General features: G+C 62.6%; 8 protein-coding genes. All 8 read left to right on the top strand.

Annotated elements, in window-relative coordinates; genetic code table 11:
• Positions 1 to 80 precede the first annotated feature (80 nt).
• The 8 genes from ABHU32_RS03315 (at position 81) to ABHU32_RS03280 (ending at position 11,503) form a co-directional block, all read left to right on the top strand.
• On the top strand, positions 81 to 3,545 hold the full coding sequence (locus tag ABHU32_RS03315) for a DEAD/DEAH box helicase (protein ID WP_346978935.1): 3,465 nt from the start codon (positions 81 to 83) through the stop codon (positions 3,543 to 3,545).
• 165 nt (positions 3,546 to 3,710) lie between these two features.
• On the top strand, positions 3,711 to 4,073 hold the full coding sequence (locus ABHU32_RS03310) for a desulfoferrodoxin family protein (protein WP_055285739.1): 363 nt from the start codon (positions 3,711 to 3,713) through the stop codon (positions 4,071 to 4,073).
• Positions 4,074 to 4,190: 117 nt separating this feature from the next.
• A complete protein-coding gene (locus ABHU32_RS03305) occupies positions 4,191 to 6,176 on the top strand; it encodes an NAD(+) synthetase (protein WP_346978934.1) in 1,986 nt (661 codons plus the stop codon).
• Positions 6,177 to 6,313: 137 nt separating this feature from the next.
• Positions 6,314 to 6,835: a crossover junction endodeoxyribonuclease RuvC gene (gene ruvC / locus ABHU32_RS03300; protein ID WP_022095142.1), complete on the top strand. Its 522-nt coding sequence runs from the start codon at positions 6,314 to 6,316 to the stop codon at positions 6,833 to 6,835.
• Positions 6,835 to 7,455 carry a Holliday junction branch migration protein RuvA gene (gene ruvA / locus ABHU32_RS03295; RefSeq protein ID WP_055285743.1) on the top strand — a complete coding sequence of 207 codons (621 nt, stop codon included), beginning with the start codon at positions 6,835 to 6,837 and terminating at the stop codon, positions 7,453 to 7,455. Before ruvC ends, ruvA begins: the two co-directional genes overlap by 1 nt.
• Positions 7,455 to 8,522 carry a Holliday junction branch migration DNA helicase RuvB gene (gene ruvB, locus ABHU32_RS03290; protein ID WP_195569033.1) on the top strand — a complete coding sequence of 356 codons (1,068 nt, stop codon included), beginning with the start codon at positions 7,455 to 7,457 and terminating at the stop codon, positions 8,520 to 8,522. The genes ruvA and ruvB overlap by 1 nt, the downstream gene beginning before the upstream one ends.
• A 144-nt stretch (positions 8,523 to 8,666) precedes the next feature.
• Positions 8,667 to 10,334, top strand: coding sequence for a formate--tetrahydrofolate ligase (locus ABHU32_RS03285; protein ID WP_346978933.1), 1,668 nt, complete (start codon positions 8,667 to 8,669; stop codon positions 10,332 to 10,334).
• A gap of 179 nt (positions 10,335 to 10,513) precedes the next feature.
• Positions 10,514 to 11,503 carry a hypothetical protein gene (locus tag ABHU32_RS03280; RefSeq protein WP_346978931.1) on the top strand — a complete coding sequence of 330 codons (990 nt, stop codon included), beginning with the start codon at positions 10,514 to 10,516 and terminating at the stop codon, positions 11,501 to 11,503.
• Positions 11,504 to 11,506 lie beyond the last annotated feature (3 nt).

The following is an 11,506-nucleotide window of genomic DNA, read 5'->3' as shown; positions in this document are numbered from 1 at the left end:
AATACATCTCAACCGACATATGGGGGTAGCTAAAATAGCCCCGTCCCAAATTAGCTACCCTGTGTGGATTGGAGGAAGTGATGGCACAGGGGACGTTTGTGCAGGCGCTCCGGAAAGAGGCGGCGCTGAGCGGCACCTTTATGAAGGGGCGTTCGCTCATGCTCAACGGCGCCGTGCTGTCGATCGAGGACAGCGGCTCGCGCTTCTCCAAAAACGTGACGGTTGAGGGTGCAGTGCGCGGCTCGCGCGGCGACCTGTACAAGACGCACGTGGCGCTCGACATGGACGAGCACGAGGTGATCGACTACGACTGCGATTGCCCCGCTGCCTATCGCTACCCCGGCATGTGCAAGCACGCCATCGCCACGGCGCTTGCGTATCTGGACGCAAGCGGCATTGAGCCCGTCGAGGGCCTGCGCACGCCGGTCCGCACGTTTACGGCGGCGCCCAAGCAAGCCACGCGTCCCGCGTCCGCCGCACCGGCGGTCAACCCTAACTTTCCCTTTCCGGCGCCCGTCCCCACGAGTCCCAGCCTCATGGCGGCGCTCTCCGATCTTTCGGACGCACGCATGGATGAGCTGGCGAGCATGCGCCGCAAGCTCGCTGGCAGTGTGGATCCCGATGCCCACAAGGCGGTGTTGGAGCCCTCGTTGGTGCCGTACTACAATCCACTGTTTGCCGACCGCTTTAGCTGGGCGCTCGAGCTTCGCATTCGTTGTGGATCGGTCTCCTACGTGGTCAAGGATATCGACGGCATGGCCGACGCCTATGTCCGAGGCGGCACCTTCTCGTACGGCAAGAAGCTCACGTTTGTCCATACGCCCGAAGCCTTCGAGGACGTGTCGACAAAGCTGCTCAACCTTGTTGTGACGACAGTTGCCTATCTCGATGACATCACAAGCTCGCGTTCGGCGTCGTACGACTTTGCCCGCAGCGGTTTTGTCGCCGAGCGTCAGTTGCCGCTGTCCGAGCATAGCATCGTATATGTGCTGGACCTGCTGCGTGGCCAGACCATCTCCTTTGAGCCCGCCTGGTCGCGGGGGACGACGACGCATCGCACCTATGACGTGGCGGTTGAGATGCCTCCGGAAGGGGAGGACGAGGCTCTGTCTAAGCGCCCACCGCTCCTTGCCGCCAAAATCGCGCCGGCGGCTGGCGGCAGCTACGATCTACGCCTGCCGGCCGATGCATACTGCTTTGCTTCGGGCGACGTTGCCTATCTGGTCGACACCCGCCGTGCGCGCCGCGCCGATGTAGCGTTTGCCCAGCATGCGGCGCCGTTCCTATCGCGCTTACTGCCCTGTCGCACGCCGATCCATATCGCTGTCGACCAGGTGGGGGAGTTCTGTCGTATGGCGCTGCCCATTTTGCGCGACTACACCGACCTTACCGCGCCCGCCGTGCTCGACACCGTGGCGCCCGAGCCGAGCTTTGCCATGGCAATCGGTGTCGACGACGGGCTCGTGACCTGCAAGATTACGGTTTCCTACGGCGACTGGTCGGCAGATCTCTTTAGCCTGGGTGCTCCGGGAAGCCCCTTCGAAGAACAGCGCCCGGGCGTGCCGCCGCGCGACGAGATAGCAGAGTTTCGCGTTATGGACACGGCGGCCCTGTATTTCGACTTTTACGAGGGCGGCCTGGCGTTTGAGGAGCGCGACGACGAGAGCCTGTTCTGCTTGCTGACCGAGGGCCTGTCTGCCCTGTCCGAGCTGGGCGAGGTCATGCTCAGCGACCGCCTACGCCAGATCTCGGTGCGCCCTGCGCCCAAACTTTCGGTGCGTGCCACCGTCAAGAGCAACCTGCTCGATGTTGAACTGGGCGCGAGCGGTCTTTCGGCGGCAGATCTTGCCATCTACCTCGACTCCTACAAGCGCCATCAAACGTTTGCGCGCCTTACGTCCGGCGACATCATTCGCCTGGACGAGGGCGCTCGAGCCGCGTTTGGCCTCGCCGAGGACCTGGGCGTCGATGCCGTCGACCTGCTCGACGGCGTGTCGCTTTCCGCATCGAGCACCCTGTTCGTCGATAGCATGCTCGCGCGCACGCCCGCGCTCGAGGCCGATCGTGACGCCGCGTTCCGCCGTACCGTCGAGCGTCTGGACACGCTCGGCAAGATGGACTTTACGGTGCCGGCATCGCTCAAGGCAACGATGCGCGGCTACCAGGTCGACGGCTACCAGTGGCTTGGCTCGCTCGAACACCTGGGCCTTGGCGGCATCTTGGCCGACGATATGGGCCTGGGCAAAACGCTCCAGATGATCGCGCATATCCTGGCGCGCGTGGAGGCGGGGGACACTAAACCCACGCTTGTGGTGTGTCCCGCGTCGCTTGTGTACAACTGGACCGCCGAGCTGGAGCGCTTCGCCCCGTCGCTCGATGTGTGCGCCATTGTGGGCGCCAAGGCGCAGCGCCGCGTGCAGATCGCCGGCGTGGCCGAGCATAACGTGGTCGTGACGTCGTATGACCTTATGCGGCGCGATATCGACGAGTACGTCGAGCAGGACTTTGCCCGCGTGGTGCTCGATGAGGCCCAGTACATTAAAAACCCGCTCACCCAGGTGGCGCGCGCCGCAAAGCGCCTGCCTGCCGGCGTGCGCTTTGCCCTGACGGGCACGCCCATCGAAAACCGCCTATCCGAGCTCTGGAGCATCTTCGACTTTTTGATGCCGGGCTTACTTGGCACGCGCGAGTCGTTTGCCAAGCGCTTCGAAAGCCCAGTCGAGCACGCCGAGGGCGACAGCGCCGCCCGCCTGCAGGCGCTCGTGTCGCCGTTTGTGCTGCGCCGCGTCAAGGAAGACGTGGTGGCAGACCTGCCCGAGAAGATCGAGGACACTGTCATGGCGCAGCTTGCCGGCGAGCAGCGCAAGCTTTACCTGGCAAACCAGGACCGCATCGCCCAGCAGGTGCAGCACCGCGAGGCATCCGAGTTTAAGAAAGACAAGCTCAAGGTGCTTGCCGAGCTCACCAAGTTGCGCCAGATCTGCTGCGACCCGCGTCTGCACTACGAGGATTACAAGGCGGGGAGCGCCAAACTCGATACGTGCATGGAGCTCGTGCACGGCGCACTCGACGGCGGACATCGCATCCTGTTGTTCAGCCAGTTTACGGGTATGCTCGATATTATCGGTAAGCGCCTGGCCAAGGAGGACATCGCCTTCCTTAAGCTCACGGGCGCTTCGTCTAAGGAGAGCCGCGCCAAGATGGTCGCGCAGTTCCAAGCGGGCGAGGTTCCGGTCTTTTTGATTTCGCTCAAGGCGGGCGGCGTGGGCCTTAACCTGACGGCTGCCGACGTGGTCATCCACTACGACCCGTGGTGGAACGTGGCGGCGCAGGACCAAGCAACTGATCGTGCACACCGTATTGGTCAGCAACATACCGTGACCGTGTACAAGCTCATCGCCAAGGACACGATCGAGGAACGCATTATGCAGATGCAGGAGTCCAAACGCGACCTGGTCAACAGCGTGCTCGGCGGCGACGGCATCTCGTCGGCGCTGTTTACCCGCGAAGATGTTCTGGCGCTGCTGGGCGGCGACGGTCGCTAGCCGCGCGCGGGGTGGGACTGCTGGAGTGGGCAGGACGGTCGACGCATTTTGGCCCGACCGCTTGCCTGATCCGTTATGTGTTCATTTGCAATGCCGTGGATGGTTTGTCTGCCTTTGGGCATAAGAACCATCAAGAACATTGGCACATCAGCAAAGGAGAACATCATGGCGAAATTCTTTAAGGACCCCGACGGTAAGCTCATTGCCGCCCTTGGCGACGACGTTGCGACCCCTGCCGGTTGCACGGAACTGACCGCAAACACTGAGGACGCGGCGCACGAGAAGCACGTGCCTGTTGTCGAGACCGAGCGTGACGGTCACGTGATTCGCGCCCGCGTTGGTTCGGTCGAGCACCCCAGCCTGCCCGAGCACTACATTGAGTGGATCGCCCTTGAGGCCGAGGGCCGCTTAGAGGTTCATTACCTTGAGCCCGGCATGAAACCCGCGACGTTTTTCGCGGGCGGCTCCAAGACCGGTACCGTTTATGCCTACTGCAACCTGCACGGGCTGTGGTCCGCGACATTCTAGGAGCGCGCCCCCGCTCGGGGTATCATAGCTAGCATATGCACATGCAAGCGCCGGCTGCATTATGCGGCCGGCGCTTTTACTACGATTTCGATGGTTTACGACGGAAAGGGCTGGGCCATGAAGCTCGCGCTTGCACAGATCGATATGCGCCTGGGTGATATTGAGGGCATTTGCGGCCGCATCGAGGACCAGGCTCGTCTGGCCCACGAGCGCGGGGCGCGCGTGCTGTGCGTTCCGGCTCCGCTCTTTATGGGCGCCCTGCCCGGTGGCCTGGTGGGCGCTGCCGACTTTGAGCACGACGTGCTTGCCGGTTTGACTGGTGTCGCCGAGCGTATCCAGGAGCTTGACATGATCTGCATCGTGCCCGCGGCGGTTTCGTTTGAGGGTCAGCCGCTGCTCGACTACATGATGCTCAAGGACGGTCATGTGGTGCCGGCGCGTTCGAGCATTGCCCTGCAGCGTGGCGAGAACAACGACACACGTTGGGCGCCGCCGGTGTTCGACGTGGACGGCGTGCGCATCGCCGTGATTTTTGACTTGGACCGCGAACTCGAGATGCTTCCGACCGGTGTTGACCTCATTGCGTATTTCCAATTCAACGCGTTTGACATGACCGACCGCGAGACTGCCGCCATTGCTGCCGTTCGCAGCGGCGCCTACCGCAAGATCGCATCCAAGCGCAGCGTGTGGTTTGCCTGCATGGCGCCGGTCGGTGCCTATGACGAGTCGGTGTATACCGGCGGTTCGTTTGTGCTCGACGACTGCGGTCGCGTGGTGGCCCAGGCGCCGTGCTTTGAGGAGAGCCTGCTGGTTCAGGAGATTCAGCGCGGCGTGATGCTCGATGCCCTGGAGGATCACGAACTGCCCGAGTTCCGTTCCGAGGAGTGGCTGTGGCAGGCGCTGGTGCTCGCCGTGCGCGACAACGCCCGAGCCCACGGTGCGTCGCGTGCTGTGGTGGCACTCGAGGGTGACTTGCCGTCGTCTTTGCTGGCGGCGCTGGCCGTCGACGCTCTGGGCCCGCGCAATGTGATTGGCCTGGTGCTGGGGCGCAACCGTATCTTTACGCCGGCGCAGGAAGAAGCCGAGGCTGCCCGCTGTGCCGCCGTCCGCGCCATCGCCGAGCGTCTGCACATTCGCACCGTCGAGCGCGATGCACCGGATGCGGCGCGCGTGCTCGATCGCGACGTGTCGGCGGGCGATGCCGAGCGCCTGCGCTCGCGCACGCTGGGCCTGATGCTGGAGGATACGGCGCTCGAGCTGGGTGCGATGGCGCTGAGCCCGCTGTCCAAAACCGAGTACGCGCTGGCGGCGCCGGCGCTTTGCGGCGGCTACCAGGGCGACTTTGCGCCCTTTGGCGATGTGTACCTGTCGACGCTTGAGTTTGTGGCGCGTGTGCGCAACCGCACGTCTGCCGTGGTGCCCCAAGAGCTCGTGACGCTCAACGCAGTGGAAGATTGTATGGAGCGCGTGCTGGCGCAGGCGCTCTCGACGCTCGACGGCCCGGTTGATATGCTCGACCGCGCGGCACAGCTGCTCGGCGGGCTTGAGCCGGGTGAGGTCGATGGCGCGCTCGAGGCGCACGTGGACCGCAATCGATCTTTCGACGACATCCCAATGGCCGCCGGCAAGCCCGAGGCTTGCTCGCTGCTGCTGATGCTCGTTCGACAGGGTGAGGCTTCCCGTCGCATGCTGCCGACGACGCCGATCGTCTCGGCCCGTTCGTTTGCCGAGCGTGCCTGGCCGTATATGCTCGCGTGGTCCGACCTGGGGCTTAACGGCAAGGAGCGTATGACGGTCGATTCGCTGGCGTGCGCCGAGGTGCGCCGTTTTGCTGACGAGGATACGAGCGAGCGCGTGCGAAACGAGATGATGGGCGTGCTGGGCGAGCTACTGGGTATTTCGCCCGAGCAAATGGAGGAGCTGCGCTCTGAGGACGGTCAGCGTCGTTTGCACGAGGGAATGAAAAAGTTCGAGGGCGAGGTTCAGGACGCCATCGATAAGATGATGGACGGTCAGGGCGGCTCGCAGGGTGGGCCCCAGAGCGGACCGATGTCGCACCCGCCGGTGGATCCGAGGCAGTTCCCCTTTTTCTCGCAGAACTAACTATGGGATAGGATTCGCTCCCAGTCCCGATACTTCAACTAAGCATCTCGGCCCCGTTGTGTTATTCTAGAACAGACGTTCGTGAATGATGCGCGGGGCCTTGCCTTGCGCTGTGCTTGTGGCGAGGGGAGGTCGGCTTGGTTATCTTGGGCATTGACCCCGGTTTGGCTCATACGGGTTGGGGGATTATCGAGGAGCGGCGTGGCGAGGTTCGTTGCCGTGCCTATGGCTGCATCGAGACCAGTGCCGGAAGTCCGCTCGCGGTGCGCCTGTCGCATATCGCCCATGACCTTAAGGATGTCGTCGAGCGTTATCGACCCGACACGGCTGCTGTCGAGAGCATCTACTTTGGCGCCAACGTTCGCTCGGCCATCCCCACGGCGCATGCCCGCGGTGCTGCACTCGTCGCGCTTTCGGAATGCGCGCTCGAGATTGGCGAGTACACGCCCATGCAGATCAAACAGGCTGTGGTGGGCACCGGCGCCGCGGACAAGCGGCAGGTCGCCTACATGGTACGCACGCTCACACAGCTCGACCACGACCCGCATCCCGACCATGCCGCCGATGCCCTGGCCTGCGCCATCTGCCACGTAAACCTCAGCCGCACCCGCGCCCTCACCGGTGGCGAGTTCTATCAACAGAGAGGAACCGGATACTGATGATTTCCCAGCTCCACGGAACGCTTGTCGAGGCCACGATGAGCTCTGCTGTCGTCGATGTGTCGGGCGTTGGCTTTGAGCTCGGCATTTCGGGCAGCACTGCGGCCACGTTGCCGACGCCCGGTGGCGAGGTCTGCCTCTACACGCGTATGCAGGTGCGCGAGGACGCCATGACACTTTTCGGTTTTTCCTCAAAGGATGAGCGCATGATGTTCGACCGGCTCGTGTCCGTTTCGGGCGTTGGCCCGCGCCTGGCGCTTGCCGTGCTTTCCACCTATACCGTGGGGCAGCTGTATTCGCTGGTGATGGCCGAGGACGACAAGGGCATGGCCAAGGTACCCGGTGTGGGCAAAAAGACAGCTCAGCGCCTGATCCTGGAACTCAAGAGCACCTTTGCCAAGGATAAGGGCTTTGTGCCGGTCGACGTGATTCCCGGCCAGGTTGCGATGCCGGTTCCCGCCGCCGCTCCTTCGGCGATCGATGATGCCCGTGCGGCGCTCCTTTCCATGGGCTTTAGCCCGCAGGAGACCGATGTTGCCCTGAGCGGGTATGATGGGCAGAATATGCGTGTCGAGGATCTGCTCGGCGCGGCGCTTAAGCGACTCGGAATGGATGCGTGATGTGGGAAGCCGATGACTCTCAGGACCTGTGGGCGACGCCCGGCAACTCGCCGGCGGCATCCATGGCGCACGGCGAGCGCATGGTGGGCTCGGAGCTGACGGCCGAGGATCTCGATGTCGACCGCACTTTGCGCCCCCAGCGCCTGGACGATTACTGTGGCCAGGAGCACATCAAGCAGAGCCTACGCGTGTTGATCGAAGCGGCGCAGAGCCGTGGCGAGACGCTCGACCACGTGATTTTCTCGGGTCCTCCGGGCCTGGGCAAGACCACGCTGGCCACCGTTATCGCCAACGAGCTGGGCGCTCAGATCAAGACGACGAGTGGCCCTGCCATCGCGCGCACCGGCGACCTGGCGGCTATCCTTACCAACCTGCAGCCGGGTGACGTGCTGTTTATCGACGAGATCCACCGTCTTAACCGTTCGGTCGAGGAAGTCCTGTATCCCGCGATGGAGGACTTTGCGCTCGATATTGTGATCGGTAAAGGCCCGGCCGCACGTTCTATTCGCTTGGATATCCCCAAGTTTACGCTGGTGGCGGCCACGACCCGTTCGGGCATGCTCACGGGCCCGCTGCGCGATCGCTTTGGTATCTCGTATCGCTTGGACTACTACACGGTCGAGGAGCTCGCCCAGATTGTGACGCGCTCGGCGACTATCCTGGGCGTGACGATTGATCATCCCAGTGCGCTCGAGATCGGCTCGCGTTCGCGCGGCACGCCACGTCTTGCCAACCGCCTTCTCAAGCGCGTGCGCGATTACGCACAGGTGTGCGGCAACGGCCCTATCGAGCTCGATATCTGCCGCCAGGCGCTCGAGTTTTTCGAGATCGACGAGCTCGGTCTGGACTGGATGGATATTCGTATCTTGGAGACGCTTGCCAAGACGTTCTCCGGCCGTGCTGTAGGCCTGACGACCCTTGCCAGTGCGGTGGGCGAGGACCCGGGCACGCTCGAGGATGTCTATGAGCCCTATTTGCTGCAGTGCGGGTTGATGATTCGTACGCCGCAGGGCCGTCAGGCAACCCTTCGCACCTTTGAGCACCTGGGGATTGAACCTACCGTTTAGGGCGCTTTGTTTTGGCGGGCTGTTGGACTATCGCTGGGCATCGGGTAAACATATCGCCGTTCATCGGTTATGGGCGTTTTACTATTGCGCGCCCGTGCTATGCTGAATTGGTCTTTTTCTCATTCGGTAACGAAAGGACCGCCCATGCCTACTGACATCGAAATCGCACGTTCTGTCACGCCACTGCCTATTACCGAGGTGGCCAAGAACGCCGGCGTCGACGTTAAGCACCTTATTCCGTACGGCTTCGACAAGGCTAAGGTCGACTATTCACTGCTCAACGAGCCGACTGATCACCAGGCCAAGCTCGTCCTCGTGACCGCTATCAACCCAACGCCTGCGGGCGAGGGCAAGACCACCACGACCATCGGTCTGGCCGACGGCCTGCGTCGTCGCGGCGTCAAGAGTGCCGTGGCCCTGCGCGAACCTTCGCTCGGCCCCGTCTTTGGCGTGAAGGGCGGTGCTGCCGGCGGCGGTTGGGCTCAGGTCATCCCCATGGAGGATATCAACCTGCACTTTACCGGCGACTTCCACGCTATCGGTGCTGCCAACAACCTGCTGGCCGCCATGCTTGATAACCACATCCAGCAGGGCAATCAGCTCGGTATTGACGTTAAGCGCATCACTTGGAAGCGCGTTGTCGATATGAACGACCGTCAGCTGCGCCACGTTATCGACGGCATTGGCGGCAAGGCCCAGGGCGTGCCGCGCGAGGACGGCTTCGATATCACCGTCGCCTCCGAGGTCATGGCAATCCTGTGCCTGTCTACGAGCATCAGCGACCTCAAGGAACGCTTGGGTGAGATCGTCGTCGGCTACAGCTTTGCCGGCGAGCCCGTCCGTGCCCGCGACCTTAAGGCCCAGGGTGCCATGGCCGCGTTGCTTAAGGACGCGCTCAAGCCCAACCTGGTGCAAACGCTCGAGGGCACGCCCGCGTTTGTCCACGGCGGTCCCTTCGCCAACATTGCCCACGGCTGCAACTCTATCATGGCCACGCGTATGGCGATGCGCTTTGGCGATGTTGCCATTACCGAGGCCGGCTTCGGTGCCGATCTGGGTGCCGAGAAGTTCCTCGACATCAAGTGCCGCATGACGGGCGTTCGTCCCAGCGCCGTCGTGATCGTCGCGACCGCTCGTGCGTTGAAGTACAACGGTGGCGTCGCCAAGGCCGATCTCAACGAGGAGAACCTCGAGGCACTCAAGGCTGGCATGCCCAACCTGCTGCGTCACGTCGACAACATCCAGAACGTATATGGTCTGCCCTGCGTGGTCGCCATCAACCGCTTCCCGACGGACACCGAGGCCGAGCTTGCGCTCATCGAGTCCGAGTGCCAGAAGCTCGGCGTCAACGTTAAGCTGTCCGAGGTCTGGGCCAAGGGCGGCGAGGGCGCGCTCGAGCTTGCCGATGAGGTCATGCGTCTGATTGAGCAGCCGAGCGAGCTCAAGTTTGCCTATGAGGACGGCGCTGATGTCGCTGATGCCCTCGAGGCCGTTGCCACCAAGGTCTACCGCGCCGACGGCGTTGACTTTACGCCGGCCGCCAAGCGCCAGCTCGCCGAGCTGCGCGAGAATGGTTTTGGCAACCTGCCGGTTTGCGTCGCTAAGACGCAGTACAGCTTTAGCGACAACGCCAAGGCCCTGGGCGCTCCCGAGAACTTCCGCATCACCGTGCGTGAGCTCAAGGTTTCTGCCGGCGCCCACTTTGTGGTCGCGCTGACCGGCAGTGTTCTGACCATGCCGGGTCTGCCCAAGGTGCCCGCGGCCGAAAACATCGACGTCGACAACGACGGCAACATCACCGGCCTGTTCTAAGTCTGCTGTCCATAGCTGCTTGTCCGCCCCGCCGTGCCCACAAGGCCCGGCGGGGCTTTTTGATCCTTAGACCCGCGCATGTCTTGTAGATACCGACGGACTCTGCCCATCATAGGCTTTTGCGCGGGTAGAATGCATGGATAACTTGAGGCTCACGCGCGACGGAAAGGAATCGTTGCATGGATCAGGACAAGACAACCGTGATGGGCGGCTACGGTTCCGCGCAGGCTGGCGATAGCGTCGATGCGACCCGCGTTGTTCCCAACCCCGGTTATACCGACCCCGCCGCGACGCAGCCTTCTGCCGAGCCCACCCGGGTTATGGGCTATGGCGACACGGCGCAGGATTCTTACGCTGCATCTTCGCAAGGCCCCTATGGCAACGCAGCTCCGGATCCGTTTGATTACGCGCCGCAGGATTCTTATGCTGCCTCGACGCCGAATTCCTATGACAACCTGCCGCAGAATCCCATTCCGCAGCCTCAGCAGACGACGTATTTGCCTCGCACGGCGCAGCCTCGCTACGAGTCGCGCCAGCCGTATCGCGAGTATCCCAAATCGATTCCGCAGTATGGTGAGGACGAGGAGAAGGCACCGTCGCGTCCGTCGAGCGTGATCAAGAAGATCCTCATCGTGCTGGCGATTTTCTTCGCGCTGTCGGTTGCGTTTGCCATCGTGTCGGGCATGCTCAACAAGCGTGGGAGTTCAACGGCCGATACCACTGCCGAGCAAACCGAGTTCGCCTCGTCTAGCACCGTCGATCTGAGCGATATCCCGGGACAGTACTGGTCCAACGCCAAGAAGCTCCTCAAGTCGCGCGGAGCCGACCTTTCGAACGCCGTGATCCTGACCGACGATGGCTCAACGCCCGTCATCGATTCCAACTGGGTTGTTACGAATGCCTACTATAACGACAACGGCAACCTGGAGATTCAGCTCGCGCACAAGAACAGCTATGGCAACTCGTCCGGCGGCCAAAGCGGTACCGACAGCTCGAGCTCCAATACGCTGGAGGACTTGAGCAACAAGGCGCAGGAGTTGGGAGATAAGGCGCAAGAGCTGGGCGATACGGCACAAAACCTGGGCGATACCGCGCAGAACTTGGGCGGCTTGGCGACGGATGCCTGGAACGCCCTGCAAAACGGCATCTCGGGCGCGCAGGGAAACTAGCTG

Origin of the sequence: Collinsella aerofaciens (genome assembly GCF_039758965.1) — a bacterium.
Lineage (GTDB): Bacteria > Actinomycetota > Coriobacteriia > Coriobacteriales > Coriobacteriaceae > Collinsella > Collinsella aerofaciens_BR.
Note: the sequence above shows the minus strand (reverse complement) of the source record. Positions and strands in the feature narration are given on the sequence as shown.